General features: G+C 71.9%; 13 protein-coding genes. 4 read left to right on the top strand and 9 right to left on the bottom strand.

Features of this window, described 5'->3' with window-relative positions:
• Positions 1–59 precede the first annotated feature (59 nt).
• Together BLT82_RS09310 and BLT82_RS09315 are read left to right on the top strand one after the other, a co-directional pair.
• The gene (locus BLT82_RS09310; RefSeq protein WP_093653414.1) at positions 60–1436 is read left to right on the top strand and encodes a cation:dicarboxylate symporter family transporter; all 1377 of its coding nucleotides are present in this window, start codon (positions 60–62) and stop codon (positions 1434–1436) included.
• 321 nt (positions 1437–1757) lie between these two features.
• Complete coding sequence (locus BLT82_RS09315; RefSeq protein ID WP_093653415.1) at positions 1758–2078, top strand: GYD domain-containing protein; 321 nt, start codon at positions 1758–1760, stop codon at positions 2076–2078.
• A 104-nt stretch (positions 2079–2182) separates the two neighbouring features.
• Here BLT82_RS09315 and BLT82_RS09320 read toward each other — a convergent pair whose 3' ends face one another.
• The 6 genes from BLT82_RS09320 to BLT82_RS09345 all read right to left on the bottom strand — a co-directional run bounded on the left by BLT82_RS09320 (position 2183) and on the right by BLT82_RS09345 (position 7836).
• Entirely contained in the window at positions 2183–3127 is a 945-nt protein-coding gene (locus tag BLT82_RS09320) for a DUF1996 domain-containing protein (protein ID WP_093653416.1), read from the bottom strand.
• 13 nt (positions 3128–3140) lie between these two features.
• On the bottom strand, positions 3141–4598 hold the full coding sequence (locus tag BLT82_RS09325) for a glycoside hydrolase family 16 protein (RefSeq protein ID WP_093653417.1): 1458 nt from the start codon (positions 4596–4598) through the stop codon (positions 3141–3143).
• 234 nt (positions 4599–4832) lie between these two features.
• The gene (locus tag BLT82_RS09330; protein ID WP_093653643.1) at positions 4833–6431 is read right to left on the bottom strand and encodes a polyamine aminopropyltransferase; all 1599 of its coding nucleotides are present in this window, start codon (positions 6429–6431) and stop codon (positions 4833–4835) included.
• Between the two features lie 19 nt (positions 6432–6450).
• Positions 6451–6888, bottom strand: coding sequence for a DUF350 domain-containing protein (locus BLT82_RS09335; RefSeq protein ID WP_093653418.1), 438 nt, complete (start codon positions 6886–6888; stop codon positions 6451–6453).
• A 52-nt stretch (positions 6889–6940) separates the two neighbouring features.
• Positions 6941–7345, bottom strand: coding sequence for a DUF4247 domain-containing protein (locus BLT82_RS09340; RefSeq protein WP_244291896.1), 405 nt, complete (start codon positions 7343–7345; stop codon positions 6941–6943).
• Entirely contained in the window at positions 7342–7836 is a 495-nt protein-coding gene (locus tag BLT82_RS09345) for a DUF2617 family protein (RefSeq protein ID WP_093653419.1), read from the bottom strand. Before BLT82_RS09345 ends, BLT82_RS09340 begins: the two co-directional genes overlap by 4 nt.
• Positions 7837–8124: 288 nt before the next feature.
• Here BLT82_RS09345 and BLT82_RS09350 point away from each other — a divergent pair, with 288 nt between their 5' ends.
• On the top strand, positions 8125–9024 hold the full coding sequence (locus tag BLT82_RS09350) for an NAD(P)-dependent oxidoreductase (RefSeq protein WP_093653645.1): 900 nt from the start codon (positions 8125–8127) through the stop codon (positions 9022–9024).
• A 15-nt stretch (positions 9025–9039) separates the two neighbouring features.
• On the opposite strand, the gene BLT82_RS09355 is transcribed toward BLT82_RS09350, so the two are convergent.
• Entirely contained in the window at positions 9040–10299 is a 1260-nt protein-coding gene (locus BLT82_RS09355) for a DUF418 domain-containing protein (protein ID WP_093653420.1), read from the bottom strand.
• 415 nt (positions 10300–10714) lie between these two features.
• Between BLT82_RS09355 and BLT82_RS09360 the strand changes: the two genes are divergently transcribed.
• Positions 10715–12925: a HelD family protein gene (locus BLT82_RS09360; RefSeq protein WP_093653421.1), complete on the top strand. Its 2211-nt coding sequence runs from the start codon at positions 10715–10717 to the stop codon at positions 12923–12925.
• Here BLT82_RS09360 and glgB read toward each other — a convergent pair.
• Both glgB and BLT82_RS09370 read right to left on the bottom strand, forming a co-directional pair.
• Positions 12882–15092 (bottom strand): 1,4-alpha-glucan branching enzyme, encoded by a 2211-nt coding sequence (gene glgB / locus BLT82_RS09365; RefSeq protein ID WP_093653422.1) that lies wholly within the window; start codon positions 15090–15092, stop codon positions 12882–12884. The genes BLT82_RS09360 and glgB overlap by 44 nt on opposite strands.
• A 58-nt stretch (positions 15093–15150) precedes the next feature.
• Positions 15151–16563, bottom strand: a complete 1413-nt coding sequence (locus BLT82_RS09370; RefSeq protein WP_093653423.1) for a maltokinase N-terminal cap-like domain-containing protein — start codon at positions 16561–16563, stop codon at positions 15151–15153.
• Positions 16564–16733 lie beyond the last annotated feature (170 nt).

Genomic DNA, 16733 nt, shown 5'->3' on the forward strand with positions numbered 1-16733 from the left:
TGAATAGTCACGGGCATCCACCGGGACGTGGATGAACATCAGGCCGAGGAGGAATCCCCGTGGCAACCGCTCCAGCAGCCGCAAGGCGGGACCGCACCCACTATCTGTATCTCGCCGTCATCGGTGCCGTCGTCCTCGGCGTCATCGTGGGCTTCGCCGCCCCCGGCGTCGCCGTCGAACTCAAGCCGATCGGCACCGGGTTCGTGAACCTGATCAAGATGATGATCTCCCCGATCATCTTCTGCACGATCGTGCTCGGCGTCGGCTCGGTCCGCAAGGCGGCCAAGGTCGGTGCCGTCGGCGGTCTGGCCCTCGGCTACTTCCTGGTGATGTCCACGGTCGCGCTGGCCATCGGCCTGATCGTGGGCAACGTCCTCGACCCGGGCCACGGACTGCAGCTGACGGACGCGGCGAGGGCCGCGGGCGAGAAGCAGGCCGAGGGCGCCGGCGAGGGAACCGTGGACTTCCTCCTCGGCGTCATCCCGACCACCCTGGTCTCCGCCTTCACCGAGGGCGAGGTGCTGCAGACCCTGCTGGTCGCCCTGCTCGCGGGCTTCGCGCTGCAGGCCATGGGCTCCGCCGGTGAGCCGATCCTGCGAGGCATCGGCCACATCCAGAAGCTCGTCTTCCGCATCCTCGCGATGATCATGTGGGCGGCCCCCGTGGGCGCCTTCGGAGCGATCGCCGCCGTCGTCGGCGAGACCGGCGTCGACGCCCTGAAGTCGCTCGCGGTCATCATGATCGGCTTCTATGTCACCTGTGCGCTGTTCGTGGTCCTCGTCCTCGGCACCCTGCTGAAGGCCGTCACCGGGGTGAACCTGTTCTCGCTGCTGAAGTACCTGGGCCGGGAGTTCCTGCTGATCCTGTCCACCTCGTCCTCCGAGTCCGCGCTGCCGCGGCTCATCGCGAAGATGGAGCACCTGGGCGTCTCGAAGCCCGTCGTGGGCATCACCGTCCCGACCGGTTACTCCTTCAACCTGGACGGCACGGCCATCTACCTGACCATGGGCTCGCTCTTCGTCGCCGAGGCGATGGGGACCCCGCTCTCGATCGGTGAGCAGATCTCGCTGCTGGTCTTCATGATCATCGCCTCGAAGGGCGCGGCGGGCGTCACCGGCGCCGGTCTCGCGACCCTCGCGGGCGGCCTCCAGTCGCACAAGCCCGCCCTGGTCGACGGCGTGGGTCTGATCGTCGGCATCGACCGCTTCATGAGCGAGGCGCGCGCCCTCACCAACTTCGCGGGCAACGCCGTCGCCACGGTCCTGGTCGGCACCTGGACGAAGGAGATCGACAAGGAGCGCGCCGCCGAGGTCCTCGCCGGCCGCATCCCGTTCGACGAGGAGACCTTCGTCGACGACCACGCCCCGGCCGCGGCCTCCGCGGAGGTGCCGGAGCAGCGGGACGAGACCCGCAGGGAGCCGGCCGTCAAGGTCTGAGCCGGCCGCCGTGACCGCGCGGGCCCGGGGCGCACACCGCCCCCGGGCCCGCGTGCTTCCCCACCCGCGCGGGCACCACCGCGAGAGGCCTGCGTGGACGCGGCTGAGCGGAGCGGGCGGCGGACGGGCCTGAGCGGCGGGCGGCGGAAGCGGCACGCGCCCGAGGACCACGAGGCGTGCGGCCCGCGCGTCCGGCCGGCCCGAGCGGGCGGCGGAAGCGGCACGTGCCGGGGCCCCGCAACCCCGCCCGGCCCCCTCCGGCTGGCCGGAGCTCGCCCGGTGCCGAAGGGTGGACCCAAAGGCGATCGACGGGAGAGACGGATGCCCAAATACCTGATCCAGGCGAGCTACAGCGCCGAGGGCACCAAGGGCCTGCTCACCGAGGGCGGCTCGGGCCGCCGGCAGGCCGTGGAGCAGGTACTCCGTTCCTGCGGCGGCACCCTCGAATGGATGTACTTCGCGTTCGGCGAAGACGACCTGTACATCGTGGTGGACATGCCCGACGCCGTCTCGATGGTGGCCACCTCCATGAAGGTCCGTGCCACGGGCGCGATCACGTCCCGGGCCGTGCCCCTGCTCAGCCCCGAGGACATCGACGCGGCGGCGCGGAAGCAGGTCGACTTCCGCGCACCCGGCGCCTGACACGCGGAGCGCACGGAAGTGCCGCCGGGGTGGGGGACCCGGCGGCACCGGCCGTACGCCACTGCGGCGGCGGCACCGCGCCGGACCGTGCCGCCGCCCGTGGCTCACTGCTCGATGGGGCGTCCGTCCGTTCCGCAGATGTAGCCCGCCACGATGCAGTCCCGCACCCGGCGCTCCAGCTCCGCCTGGTCCCAGGCGTTGAAGAAGTCGCCGTGGAAGGTGTGGCCGGGTGCATCGGTCACATTGACCCCGCCCCGGGTGCCGGCCAGGGTGAGCCCGCCACCGTGCACGGGCCAGGTGATCAGCAGCTCCAGTCGCGGCACGACCACCGGATGACTCGACGGACACGTCTGCCCGGTCGCGTACGCCATGTGGTCGCGGTGATTGGCGCTGTCCAAATTCTTCCCGTCCCAGCAGGTGGGGAAGTCCAGGTAGTTCTCCAGCTTCGTGCCCGGCGGGCAGTTCATGAAGTCCCGGCTGGACTCGGGCCGTCCGACGCAGGACCAGCGCGCGGCCGGATTCTGGTCCGGGGACGTGGCGAGGGCGTTCCCGACGACGTACCGCAGTCCGCGCGGATGGGCCACGGCGCGGGTGCGGTCGGTGATGCCCTGGTAGTAGACGGTGACCCGTTCCGGGGCCACGGGCACTCCGTTCTGGTAGAGGGTCGGCGTCCAGTAGGACGAAAGGTCCGTGCTCGGCGTGCAGTTGGTGGTGCCGGCGCTCAGGGACCGGAGCGTCGACGAGGCGTTCGCCGTCCTGTTCCCGTAGAACTCGTGGATGTGGGAGCGGCCCGCCTGACCGGGGAACACGATCGGGTCGTCGCCCCGCCGGTGGCTGGAGAAGCAGTCCGCGCGGAACTCGCTCCCGCGCAGCGGGGCCGCCGCCTGGGCGACGATCGCCGCCGCCTGGGCCTTGGTGTACGTGTACGCGTGCGCCTCGTGGTTCATCGGGGCGTGGCCGTCGCCGTGCCCCTCGGTGCCGGCCGCGCAGCCCGCGGTGGCCAGGAACAGCAGGGCCGCCGCGCTCGCGAGCGCTCTGCGGATCAGCATGGCCTTCCTCCGCTCAGCCGAAGGGGATGCGGACGGAGGACTGGTTGCCGATGCCCAGGGTGCTCCCGCCGTTGCCGATGGCGTTCCACACCTCGATCCGCACCCTGCCGTTCGTCAGATCGCCGTGCGTGCCGGTGGCGGAGCGCAGACCGCGTGCCTGGGTGTAGTGCTCGTAGCCCGGGACGGGGTCGGTCGCGAAGTAGTTGTACGTCTCGGTACGGTCCCAGGTCCCGTCGCCCGTGCGGTCGTAACTCACCCGCACCTGCTGGCCGTTGGCGACGGTCGTGCCGGCGTCCACGAAGAGGTCGAACTGCGTCGAACCGCCGTTGTACGCCCGGGTGACCGGGCCGGAGGTGAACACCTGTGGACTGTGCGGGGTGCCGTCGTGGTTCGCGCCGCCCGCCGACGCGAGCGTGACGGTGGCGCCCGATCCGGTCGCGTCCCCGGCGGCGCCGGCGCCGCGCAGGTACAGCTGCGAGGAGCCCGACGGCGGCGGGTCGGTCGGCGGCGGGGTCGTGCCGCCGCCACGGGTCCACACGGCGACGTAGTCGACGAGCATCGGGCGGCCCGGGACGGTCGCGGCGGTCGGGGTCCTCCCGGCCAGCGCGTCCGGGAAGGCGCCGCCGATCGCGACGTTGAGAAGGATGAAGTAGCCGGCGTGCTCGGTCATGTTGGCCCAGGTGGCGGCGTCCAACTGGTTCTGGTTCACGCTGTGGTAGAGCTGGTCGTCGACGTACCAGCGCAGAGCGTTGGGCGAGGCGGAGCGGTCCCACTCGAAACGGTAGGTGTGGAACGCGGACTGGCAGCTGGCCCCCGGGCAGGTGCGGCTCGCGCCGAGGCCGCTGGTCTCGTTGCACGGCCCGCCGGGGTTCACCCCGCAGTGGAGCACGCCCCAGACGGAGTTGAGGCCGTTGACGTTCTCCATGATGTCGAACTCGCCGATGCCGGGCCAGTTCCAGTAGTTGCCCCGGTACGGTGCGCCGAGCGCCCAGAACGCGGGCCAGTAGCCCAGGGCCGCGTCCCCGGTCACATTGGGCATCTGGATCCGGCCCTCGATGCGCAGGGTGCCTCCGGCCGGGGCCTTGAAGTCGGCGCGGTGGGTCTCGATCCGCGCCGAGGTCCAGTTGCCGGCGCCGTCGCGCAGCGGGGTGATGCGCAGATTGCCGCTGCCGTCGAGTCTGACGTTGTCCGGGCTGTTCGTGTAGTTCTGGATCTCGCCGGTGCCCCAGTTGGCGGGGCCGCCCGGATAGCCGTGCCCCGTGTCGATCTGCCAGTTGGCGGAGGACGGCAGGGAGCGGTCCGGGCCGGTGAAGTCGTCGCTCCACTGCAGGTTCCAGCCGGGCGCCGAGGGTACGTCCGCGCTGGCCGGGCCGGCGGGGCCGAGGGCGAGGAGCCCGGTGAGGGTGACGGCGAGTGCCGTCAACGCTGTGACGGGGGTGCGGGAGAGTCTGCTGATGCGGCTCGTGCTCAAGGAAGACCTCCGGGAGGGGGGTGGTGCCGGAAGTGATTGAGAGCGCTCTCAAAGAGTTTTGTAGATGGAGACAGTGCCGTCGTCAATGACTTGGGTGCCTTGATTTCCCGAATGCACAAGCCACTTGGCGAGAGCCCCCGGCCCCGGCTGCCGGGACCGGGCCGCACCCCGGCGCCGCGCGGGACCCGGCAACAGGACTCACTCCCACCCCGACTTCGGGAGCGGTTCGGTGGCTCAGTAGTTCTGCCACTCGTGCCGGGTGTACTCCAGCACCACGGGATCCATCAGCGTGCTCGCCCGCACCTTCTGCGGGCGGCGGTCCAGTGGGAAGACCGTCGCGGCCCGCAGGACCGCGTCGTCCAGGAAACGCAGCCGCGGGGCGTCCCCGGCCAGCCGCAGGGCCGGCGCCGCGCCGTCCGTGCCGGGCGCGGCCAGGACGTAGCCCCAGTTGCCGAAGCTGGGCACGTCCACCTGGTACTCGGTCGTGCGGTAGCCGGCCGCGCCGACCGTCGTGGCGACGGACCAGAAGGACTTCGGGGCGAAGAACGGCGACCCGGCCTGCACCACGACCCGGCTGTCCGGCTTCAGCACCTGCTTGAGCAGGTGGTAGAACTCCACCGAGTAGAGCTTCGCCAGCGCCGCCGTGTCCGGGTCGGGGAAGTCGACGACGACCGTGTCGAACCGCTCCCTCGCGTCCCGCAGCCAGTTGAAGGCGTCGGCGTTGACCGCCGTGACCCGCGGGTCCGCGAGTGCGTGGCCGTTGAGCTCGCTGAGCGGCTCGAAGCCGCGGGCCAGCCGGGTCATCGCCGGGTCCAGATCGACCAGCGTCACCTTCCGGACGCGGTCGTACCGCAGCACCTCCCGCAGGGCCAGCGCGTCCCCGCCGCCGAGGATCAGCACGGACTCGTGCCGCCCCGACATGGCGGGGTGCACCAGGGCCTCGTGGTAGCGGTACTCGTCGACGGAGGAGAACTGCAGGTCGCCGTTGAGGAAGAGCCGGGTGTCGGGCTCCCCGGTGAAGGCCGTGGACCGGGTGACGACGATGTCCTGGTACGGCGTCGTCTCGGCGTGGATGATCGGGTCCCGGTAGAGCTGCTGCCGCGCGGTGACCTCGATGTCGTCGGCCAGGACGTACACCGAACCGAGCACGGCCAGGACCGCAGTGACCCCGATGAGCAGCCCGGTGCGCACCGAACGGCGGGTCTGCCGGCGGAAGATCCACAGGACGACCACGACCCCGGCCACGGCATTGACCGCCCCCACCACCAGGGCGCCCTTGAGCTGGCCGAAGGTCGGCAGGAGCAGCAGCGGGAAGCACAGGCCGCCGACGAGGGCGCCGATGTAGTCGACGGCGAACATGTCGGCGACGGCGCTGCCCGCCTCCTGGCGGCGGATGCGCTGCAGCAGCGTCATCAGCAGCGGGATCTCCGCCCCGATGAGGAGGCCGACGACGAACGAGACGACCACCATGGCCGGCATGTAGACGCGCAGCCAGGCGAACGACAGGTAGAGGACGAGCACCGACAGACCGCCGACGAGCGCGAGCACGGCCTCCACGGCGGCGAAGGCGCCGACGGCACGGCGCTGCAGCGGTTTGGCCGCCAGCGAGCCGACGCCCATGGCGAAGACCATGACGGAGATGACCACCGAGGTCTGCATCACGGAGTTGCCGATGAGGTAACTGCCCAGCGCCGTCAGGGCGAGCTCGTACACGAGCCCGCAGGCGGCGCAGAGGAACACGGAGAACAGCAGCAGCACCCGCGCCCCTCGGGACCTGACGGGGGACTCGGGTGCGGTGGCTGTGCGTTCCTGCGCGGCTGTGCGGTCCTGCACGGTGGTGCTCACCGGGTGGTCAGGAGACCGCGGCGCCGACCATGAAGGCCGTGCCGATGTACATCGCGGCCTGCACCCAGGCGGCGGGGTGCGGACGGTCGCCGTTGTCGTCGAGCACGGCCTCGCCGAGGCGGCCCGGCGTCAGCAGTCCGACGATGCAGGACACGAGCGTCATCACGACGACTCCGGCGAGGCCGTACAGCAGGGTGCTGAACAGTCCGAGGCCGAGGCCCTGTTCGGACTCGCTCGCCCGGATGGACTGGTCGATGACGAGGCCGATGGCGATGGTCTGCCCGGCGAGGAGGACCGCGGCGCCGCGGTTGCGCTCCGTCCACACCACGTGGACGAGCTTGCCGGGGGTCACCAGGTCGAGTGCGACGAAGCCCACGACCATCACGATGAAGCCGGTGAGGCCGTAGAGCAGGGCGGTGCCTGCGGACTCGAGGATCTCTGCCACGGGGGTGCCTTTCGGGGACGTCGTCGGGATTCGGGTGGGCGGATCGAGGGGGCTACTTGCCGGAGCCGGGGCCACCGCCGCGGAAGGCGTCGGTCTCGGGGTCCGGCCAGACGTTGCCGATGCGGGACTTCCAGCGCTTGTGGCCGGTGCGGTAGTCGTCGATCTCGATCCGGCTGCCCTGGAGGTACGGGCTGATGGCGACGATGTCGTCCCGGTAGCGAAGGAAGACCATGTCCCCGCCGTCGATCCGGTCCGTGGACGCGGCGTGCCCGTGTATCTCGTCACCGACCTTGGAGATCCGGTCCGAGGGGTCGGTGTAGCCGGGGCCGCTGCCGCCGTACTGCTGCCGGATCCAGGAGGACGGGACGGCGTTGCCGTCGTCGTCCGGCTCGTCGGAACACGCGGTGAGCGCGGCCATGGCGAGCATCGTCGCGGTGAGGAGTCGGACGGTCTTCAACGGGCCTCCAGCCGGGTCTGCGTCGCCACGATCTGGCGGCTCTGCGGATAGGTGTGCCAAGTGCGCCAGCTCAGCCCGGTGCCGTGCGGTTCGACGGCCAGCGCGGTGACGGCGTCCGGAGAACCTGGGAAGACCCCGCAGAGCGACCTCGGGTCACCGTCGCAGCGGGCGCGTACGGCGGCCACACGCTCGGTGAACTCCGCGGCGGTGCAGTGCAGCACGCGGGCGCCGAAGTGATAGCGCCAGTCGTCGAACTCGTGCGTCGCGGACTCCGGCAGCCCGCACTCGACGCCGGGCAGACAGGCCACCGTCTCCCGGACCGGACCGGCGAGGACCTGGTGCGAGGCGCCGAGCAGCCGCAGTTGTACGTCGATCCCGGCGACGGTGAGGTCGCGCACGGCGAGCGCCGGGTGCTCGGACCGGCCCAGCGTGAAGGACAGCTGGTCGGCTCCGGTGTCCAGATAGGGGGTCGCGAGGGGTATGCCGGTCATGCGCCGACGCCCGCGCGGATCTCACGGGCCCGCGCCGAGCGGGCCGCCCACGGCACGGCCGGCGCGACTGAGGCGCCGCAGGCGCCACCGGCGCCGGCCACGGCGAGCACGGGCTTCACGACGGACGATCCCCTGGGCTTCGGTACGGGCAATGAGCGCGCTGAGTATGGCACAGCGATCGGGCGCCAGTTCGGGCAGATCGCTCACCTCGATCATTACCCTCAGGTGGGTATCCGACTTCTTTGTCGGTACTTGTGACGGTCTGCGAGCCGGATCAGCATGATCCTCATGTCCTTCGAGAACACCGCCCCCGCTGTCCCCGCTGCCCCCGTGACCGTGCTCGGGCTCGGCGCCATGGGCCGTGCCCTCGCCGGCGCGTTCCTGGACGCCGGCCACCCCACCACCGTCTGGAACCGCTCACCCGGGAAGGGCGGCGAACTGGCCGGGCGCGGAGCCGTGCCCGCCGCCACCCCCGAGGAGGCCGTGCGCGCGAGCGGGCTCGTCGTGGTGTGCGTCGTCGACGACGCGGCCGCCCGCGCGGTGCTCGAACCGCTCGCGGCCGCGCTCCGCGGCCGGGTCCTGGTCAACCTCACCTCCGACACCCCGGAACGGTCCCGCGCGACGGCGGCCTGGGCCGCCGCGCACTCCGTCCCGTATCTGGACGGCTCGGTGATGGTCCCGACGCCGGTCGTCGGGAGTCCCGACGCACTGCTGTTCCACTCCGGTTCGCGCGAGGCGTTCGAGCGCCACGAGTCCACGCTCCGGGCCCTCGGCGGGAGGACCGTCTTCATCGGCGAGGACCCCGGACTCGCGGCGCTCTACGACCTCGCGCTGCTCGACTTCTTCTACGGCGGCATGGCGGCCCTCGTGCACGCCTTCGCCCTGGTCACGGCCGACGGTGTGAAGGCGGCCGACATCGTGCCGCACCTCGGCACCATCGTGGAGATCCTGCCGCCGATCGCCGCGCACACGGCGGCCGCCGTCGACGCCCGGAGCTACCCGGGCGGGGAGGCCAACCTCGCCATGATGGCGGCCGGTGTCGGCCACGTCCTCCGGGCCGCCCGCACACGCGGCCTCGACGTCGGCCAACTCGAGGCGATCAGTGCGGTGGTGGAGCGGGCGGTGGCCCGGGGCCACGGTGGGCACGACTGGTCGAGCACGGTGGAGGCGGTGCGGGACAGCCCTTGAGCCGGGGGCGACCGGCTACGCGGCCCTTCCGTACATCAGCCGCCGCAGCACGGCCTCGGCCGGGCCGCGGCGGCCCCGCCGTTCCAGCGCGTACGCACCGGCGACCGTCAGCAGCCAGACTCCGGTGCCGAAGAGGGCCATCGAGGCACTGCCCAGGTGCTCGCCGAGGCCGAGACCCCAGGCCGCGAGCACCGGTGCGAAGAGCAGGGAGTGGGTGAGGTAGCAGGACAGCGACCGCTTCCCGGCGGCGGCGAGGGCCGGCACGACGGGCAGGCCCGACCGCGGCGGGCGGGAGGCCCACCAGCGGGCGAAGAGGGCGACGGCGGCGACATAGCCGAGTCCGGCCGCGTTTCCCGTGACGTCCCGCAGCGCGGTGAGCGCTCCCGACTCGCTCTGCGCGGCGTCGGGCACGTGCAGCACACCGACGTGGGCGAGTGCGGCGGGCAGTGCGCCGAGCCAGCCCACGGCGATGCCGAGGACGGCGGTGCCGCGGAGCAGGGGCAGATGGCGGTCCGGCTCCTCCAGGACACGCAGGCGGGCAGCCCAGAAGCCCAGCAGGAAGATGACGTAACCGCCGAGGACGAGGCTGAGGGGTGCCGCGCCGAAGGTGAGGAGCAGGCCGGTGGACAGCCGGGTGCCGGCGGCCTCGAACCAGTTCTCCTCGCCGCTCGCGTACAGCACGTACCCCGGCTCGGCCCCGGGGTCGCCGATCGCGCCCAGCCCTCCGTCGAGCACGGCGTACAGGACCGGACCCGCGGTGACGAGCACCAGTTGCACCGAGGCGATCAGGACCCACCACTTCAGGGCGCGTTCGCTGCGGCGGAGGAACAGCCATCCGAGCAGGAGGCTCAACATCCCGTAGTAGCCGAGGATGTCACCCGCCATCAGGAGTATCGCGTGGGCGAGGCCCAGCGCGACCAGCCACATGCTGCGCCGGCGCAGTATCGCGGCGGCGTCGCGCTCCGTGGTGCCGGCGGCGGTCTGACGCAGGAAGAGCTGCATCATCCCGTAGCCGAAGAGGAACGCGAAGAGCGGGTAGATCCGCATGTCCAGGACCACGATCATCGTGAACTGCACCGCCTGGTCGAGCGGCGACCCGTCGACGGGGTGCCAGCCGGACGGCCCCCGACGGGCGGCCCACAGGTGGTAGGCGGTGTTGGACAGCACGATGAGCAGAAGCATCAGCCCCCGTGCGACGTCGGGGGCGAGTGCGCGCTCGTCGCCTCGTACGGCCCCGCGCCGCAGGGGCCCTTCAGTGGTGGTCTCCACGGTCATGCGGCAACGCTAAGGGCTGTCCCGTCATCCCCAGCCGGCGCGCGTCGACAGCTGCGGCACCTCGCTGCGTTGTCGGATCGCCGAATGCGCCCGGTATGAGGACGACCCTCGGCCTTGGGATGCACCGCATCCGACGCCGCGCGCCGATCCCCCGGTGATGACGGGACAGCCCTTGGGGCGGCCGTGGGCCGGGCGGCATCCGTCTTCCGTGGAGGGCCGCGCGACGAGAGTGCCGGCGGCGGTCGCCGCCCGGGGTCGATGTGTCCCGGACAACAAAAAATCCCGGTCCGAATTTGACGGGCCGGGCATTTCTCCGCGTATATTGAATAGTTCCGTGTTCGGACGTGACAAAGAACGCGGAGAACTTCAATAAAAGTACTGTAGCGCGTCAGGAGCTGAATTGTCAACCGAGGAAATGCGGCAGGAGCAGCAATTCGTCTCCCTCGCCCACGAGCGGCTCGACCAGCTGCGGGGGGAGGCCGAGGCCGCCGTGCGTGCCACGATGGCGCAGGTCAGCACCGGTCGGCAGGCGCGTGTCGAGCGCGACATCGAGGTGGCGGAACAGTCCGCGTCGCTCTCCGCGCTGAATGCCGCCGACTCCGGACTCTGTTTCGGACGCATCGACCGGCGCGACGGAGTGACGTACCACATCGGGCGAACGGGAATCCGCCGGGACGACGCCGAGCGAACGCCGCTGCTGATCGACTGGCGGGCACCCGTAGCGCGCCCGTTCTATCTCGCGACCGGCTACGAACCGCTCGGGCTGCGCAGGCGCAGGCACATCACCACCGAGGGCCGCACCGTCACCGCACTGCACGACGAGATCATGGACCTCGCCGACCCGACCCGCACCGGCTACGAGTCGCACGACGCCGACGAGGTGCTGCTCGCCGCCCTGAACGGCGCCCGCACCGGGCGCATGGCGGACATCGTCTCCACGATCCAGGCCGAGCAGGACCACATCATCCGCGCCCCGCAGCACGGCGTGCTCGTCGTCGAGGGCGGTCCGGGCACCGGCAAGACCGCCGTCGCGCTGCACCGCGCCGCCTACCTCCTGTACGCCCACCGGGAGCAGCTCGCGAAGCGGGCCGTGCTGATCGTCGGGCCCAACCCGGCGTTCCTGGGCTACATCGGAGAGGTGCTGCCGTCCCTCGGCGAGACCGGCGTACTGCTGGCGACCGTCGGGGAGCTCTACCCGGGGGTCCACGCCACCGGCACCGACAGCCCCGCCGCCGCGGCGGTGAAGGGCCGCGCGGAGATGGCCGGCGTGCTCGCCGAGGCCGTACGGGACCGGCAGCAGGTCCCCGAGAAGGGCGAGCCGATCGTCATCGCGCACGACGACGGCGAGCTGGTCCTCGACTGGGACATCGCCGTCGAGGCGCGGCACAAGGCCCGCGAGACCGGGCTGCCGCACAACCTCGCCCGGCCCTACTTCGCCTTCCGCATCATCGACGACCTCACCACCCAGCTCGCCGACCGCATCGGCGAGGACCCCTACGGCGGACCCAACTTCCTCGGCCCCGACGACATCGCCCAGCTCGGCAAGGCCGTCGCCGCCAGTGCGGAGGTGCACGCCGCCATCGCCTCGCTGTGGCCCCCGCTCACCCCCGAGGAGTTCCTCGCCGACTACCTCGCGGACCCCACGCACCTGGACGGGGAGGACGCGGACCTGATCAGACGCTCCGGCGGACCGTGGACCCCCGCCGACGTGCCCCTCCTCGACGAGGCGGCGGAACTCCTCGGCGAGGACGACTCCGCGGCCCGCGCCGCTGCGGAGGCCGAGCGGGCCCGCCAGATCGCCTACGCCCAGGGCGTGCTGGACGTGTCGTACGCCTCCCGCACCTACGAGTTCGAGGACAAGGAGGACGTCGACGCCGACGCCTCCGAGGTGCTGGCCGCGCACGACGTCATCGACGCCGAGCGCATGGCCGAACGGCAGGAGGAGATCGACCACCGCAGCGCCGCCGAACGCGCCGCCGCCGACCGGACCTGGGCGTTCGGGCACATCATCGTCGACGAGGCCCAGGAGCTGTCGGCCATGGCGTGGCGGCTGCTGATGCGCCGCTGCCCGACCCGCTCGATGACCCTCGTCGGGGACCCGGCCCAGACCGGTGACCTGGGGGGATGCGACTCCTGGGAGCGGATGCTCGCCCCGCACGTCGAGGACCGCTGGCGGCTGGCGCGGCTCGAGGTCAACTACCGTACGCCCGCGGAGATCATGGACTACGCGGCCGGGCGGCGCCGCGGCACCGACCCCGGCTTCAGCCCGCCGCGCTCCATCCGGTCCACCGGTGTCGCCCCCTGGGAGCGCACCGTGGAGCTCGCCGACGTGGCCGCCCTCGCCGCCGCCGAGGCGCCGGAGGAGGGCCGGCTCGCCGTCATCGCCCCGCGCGAGCTGCACGCCGAACTCACCGGCCTCGGCGACGACGGGCCGCTCGACCTCTCACGGCCCGTCGTCCTGCTCGACCCGCGCCAGGCCAAGGGCCTGGAGTTCGACACGGTGCTGGTGGTGGCGCCCGAGCGGATGCTGCCCAACGACCTCTATGTGGCGCTGACGAGGGCCACGCAGCGGCTCGGGGTCGTCACACCGGCTTCAGCCACACCGTCGCCAGCGGCGGCAGGGTGAGCTGCACGCTCGTGCGGTGGCCGTGGGCGGCCACGGACTCGGGCTTCACCGGGTCGTCGTTGTGGACGTCCCCGCCGCCGTACCGTGCCGCGTCCGTGTTCAGCACCTCCGCCCACGCGGGCACGGACGGCGGCACACCGAGCCGGTACTCGTGGCGCACCACGGGGGAGAAGTTGGAGACCGCCAGCAGCGGGGCCCCGTCGGCGTCGAAGCGGAGGAAGGCGAAGACGTTGTCGTCGGCGGCCCCGCCGTCCACCCAGGCGAAGCCGTCGGGGACGGTGTCGCGCTGCCACAGCGCCGGAGTGGCCGCGTAGACCGTGTTCAGCTCGCGCACCAGGTCCCGTACCCCGCGGTGGTCGGCCTCGGCCGAGTAGGAGGGGTCCAGCAGCCACCAGTCCGGGCCGTGGCCTTCCGACCACTCCGCGCCCTGGGCGAACTCCTGCCCCATGAAGAGCAGTTGCTTGCCCGGATGGGCCCACATGAAGCCGAGGTACGCCCGGTGGTTGGCGCGCTGCTGCCACCAGTCGCCGGGCATCTTCGACACCAGCGCGCGCTTGCCGTGCACGACCTCGTCGTGCGAGATCGGCAGCACGTAGTTCTCGCTGTACGCGTACACCATCGAGAACGTCATCTCGTTGTGGTGGAACCTGCGGTGCACCGGCTCGTGCTCGACGTAGCCGAGCGAGTCGTGCATCCAGCCCATGTTCCACTTCAGCCCGAAGCCGAGCCCGCCGAAGCCGGCGGGCCCGACGTGGTGGGTGGCGCGGGTCACGCCGTCCCACGCGGTGGACTCCTCGGCGATCGTCACGACACCGGGGCAGCGCCGGTAGACGGTGGCGTTCATCTCCTGGAGGAAGGCGACGGCGTCGAGGTTCTCCCGGCCGCCGTGCTCGTTCGGACTCCATTCGCCGTGCTCGCGGGAGTAGTCCAGGTAGAGCATCGAGGCGACCGCGTCGACCCGCAGTCCGTCGATGTGGAACTCCTCGCACCAGTACACGGCGTTGGCGACGAGGAAGTTGCGGACCTCCTTGCGCCCGTAGTCGAACTCGAGGGTGCCCCAGTCGGGGTGCGCGGCACGGGCCGGGTCGGAGTGCTCGTACAACGGGCGCCCGTCGAACTCTGCCAGCGCCCAGTCGTCCCGGGGGAAGTGCGCGGGAACCCAGTCCATGATCACCCCGATGCCGGCGCGGTGCAGCGCGTCGACGAGGTGGCGGAAGTCGTCCGGAGTCCCCATCCGCGCAGTCGGCGCGTAGAAGCCGGTGACCTGGTAGCCCCACGAGCCGCCGAAGGGGTGCTCCGCCACCGGCATGAGCTCGACATGGGTGAAGCCCAGGTCCTTGACGTAGGCGGGGAGCTGGTCGGCCAGCTGGCGGTAGGTGAGGCCCGGGCGCCAGGACGGCAGATGCACCTCGTACACGGAGAACGGGGCCTCGTGGACCGGGCGGGCGCCGCGGTTCGCCATCCACTCCTCGTCGTGCCACACGTGGTGGGAATCGGTGACGACCGAGGCGTTCGCGGGCGGCACCTCCGTGCGGCGCGCCATGGGATCGGCGCGGAGCGTGCGGGAGCCGTCGGGGCGGGTGATCTCGAACTTGTACAGCGCGCCTTCGCCGACGCCGGGCAGGAACAGCTCCCACACCCCGCAGCCGCCGAGCGAGCGCATGGCGCACGCCGTGCCGTCCCAGTGGTTGAAGTCCCCGACGACCCTGACCCCGCGGGCGTTCGGAGCCCAGACAGTGAACCGGGTGCCCGTGACGCCCTGGTGCGTCATCGGCCGGGCGCCGAGCGCGTGCCACAGCTCCTCGTGCCGGCCCTCGCCGATCAGATGCAGATCGAGCTCCCCGAGCGCGGGCAGGAACCGGTACGGGTCGGCGAACTCCATGGTGGTGTCCTCGTACCCGACCTGGAGCGCGTACTCGGGGACCTTCCGCAGCGGCAGCAGCGCCGAGAAGAAGCCGTCGCCGTCGTCGTGCAGTTCGGCACGCAGGCCCTTGGCCAGGACCGTCACCGACTCCGCGTACGGCCTCAGCACCCGGAAGACCACTCCGCCGCGTACCAGGTGCGCCCCCAGCAGGGAGTGCGGATCGTGGTGCGTGCCGCCGAGCAGCCGTTCCCGGTCGGATTCGTCGAGCGGTTTGGCGGGGCGTACGCCATTGCGGGGAGTCACGGGGACGGCCTCCTTGAGCTGAGGGGGAAGATCGGGGAGGGACGGGCGCCGAGGGCGGTCAGCCCGCCGGCCCGGCCAGTCGCTGGATGGCGGACATGGGAACCGGCAGCCAGTCCGGCCGGTGGCGGGCCTCGTACACGACCTCGTACACGGCCTTGTCGGTCTCGTAGGCGCGCAGCAGTTCCGCCTCGGCCCGCGGGTCGGAGCCCGAGGCGTCGGCGTAGCCCTCGCAGTACGCGGCACGGCAGCGAGCCGCCCATGCCGGGTTCCAGGGGCGGTGCGAGCGGGCGGCGTAGTCGAAGGAGCGCAGTATCCCGGCGATGTCGCGGACGGGGGGCTGCACCCGCCGGCGCTCGTCGAGCGGGCGGGCCGGCTCACCTTCGAAGTCGATGACGGACCAGCCTCCGTCGGGGGTGCGCAGGGCCTGGCCGAGGTGCAGATCGCCGTGGATGCGCTGGGCCCTGCCGTCGCCGTCGAAGGTCGCCCCGGCGATCGCGTCGAAGGCGGCGCGCAGCCCCCGCACGTAGGGCAGCAGTGCGGGCACGGCCCGGAGCGCCGCGTCGAGCCGCTCGTTCATCGCCGTCGCCAGGTGCTCGGTCTGGGGCCCGCTGAGCGAGACGGTGGGCAGGGCGGCGGCGAGCGCCGTGTGCACCTCCGCGGTGGCCCGGCCCAGGGCCTGCGCCTCGTCGGTGAAGTCGTCGCCGTCGGCGAGCGCCTTGAGCGCCAGTTGCCAGCCGTCCTGGGAGCCGCGCAGGAAGGGCTGGAGGACACCGAGGGTGCACGGCTCGGGAGTATCCGACTCGAACCAGGCGACGGGCGCGGGTACCCGGTCGCAGCCCGCGCGGGCGAGCGCGAGCGGCAGCTCCAGATCGGGGTTGATGCCCGGGTACACCCGGCGGAAGATCTTGAGGATGTACGAATCCCCGTACACCAGTGAGGAGTTGGACTGCTCGGCGTCGAGCACGCGGGCGGGCAGTCCGCCCGGGACGGGAACCGCCCGGTCGAAACGTAGCGGGCCGAACCGGCCCGGAGTGCGGAGCCGTTCCAGCAACAGCCCCGCGAGCCTGGGGTCGTGCAGCCCCTCGTAGACGGTGCGGCCCGCGAGCGGCCCCTCGTCCACGCGGCCGATCAGCGCCGAGGCGAGGTACGGCGGCAGCGCGGCCCGGACGCCCAGCAGCAGCTGGTAGCAGTCGCCGCCGGTTCCGGGGTCGCGGTTCCCGGCCGGGGTCCGGCCGCCGGCGGTCCTGGAGCCCAGGGACTGGCCGGGCTGCTTGACGCGCAGCAGCAGATGCAGCAGTCCGGGGCCGGTCGAGTCGACCGGCAGCAGTTCGACGGCCGCCACCAGCGCGAAGCCGGTGACCGGGCGTCCCTTTCCCGCGAACCACCGCTGCCTGGGGAGCCACTCGCGCAGCAGGGGCGAGAGCGAAGGCAGCAGGGCGACGGGGGTCCGGGTGGATGCAGCCTCCGACATGGCATCGCGTCCTTTCCCCGGGCACACCACAGGTTGCGAAGAGTGTCCCGGATTGCGGCAAATAATAGCTGTCCGGGCTGTGCGTGGGGGTCCCCCCGCCGCAGGCAGGGGGAGTGTCGGCGGAGGATGGTCCGTACGGACTCGGACCAGGTCTCGATATGACGGGAATC

The organism is Streptomyces wuyuanensis, assembly GCF_900103455.1.
Taxonomy (GTDB): Bacteria; Actinomycetota; Actinomycetes; order Streptomycetales; family Streptomycetaceae; genus Streptomyces; species Streptomyces wuyuanensis.

Coding starts and splice junctions, on each gene's coding strand:
- BLT82_RS09315 (WP_093653415.1), top strand. CDS start 1,758: ATGCCCAAATACCTGATCCAGGCGAGCTACAGCGCCGAGGGCACCAAG.
- BLT82_RS09320 (WP_093653416.1), bottom strand. CDS start 3,127: ATGCTGATCCGCAGAGCGCTCGCGAGCGCGGCGGCCCTGCTGTTCCTG.
- BLT82_RS09345 (WP_093653419.1), bottom strand. CDS start 7,836: ATGACCGGCATACCCCTCGCGACCCCCTATCTGGACACCGGAGCCGAC.
- BLT82_RS09350 (WP_093653645.1), top strand. CDS start 8,125: ATGTCCTTCGAGAACACCGCCCCCGCTGTCCCCGCTGCCCCCGTGACC.
- BLT82_RS09355 (WP_093653420.1), bottom strand. CDS start 10,299: ATGACCGTGGAGACCACCACTGAAGGGCCCCTGCGGCGCGGGGCCGTA.
- BLT82_RS09360 (WP_093653421.1), top strand. CDS start 10,715: ATGCGGCAGGAGCAGCAATTCGTCTCCCTCGCCCACGAGCGGCTCGAC.
- BLT82_RS09370 (WP_093653423.1), bottom strand. CDS start 16,563: ATGTCGGAGGCTGCATCCACCCGGACCCCCGTCGCCCTGCTGCCTTCG.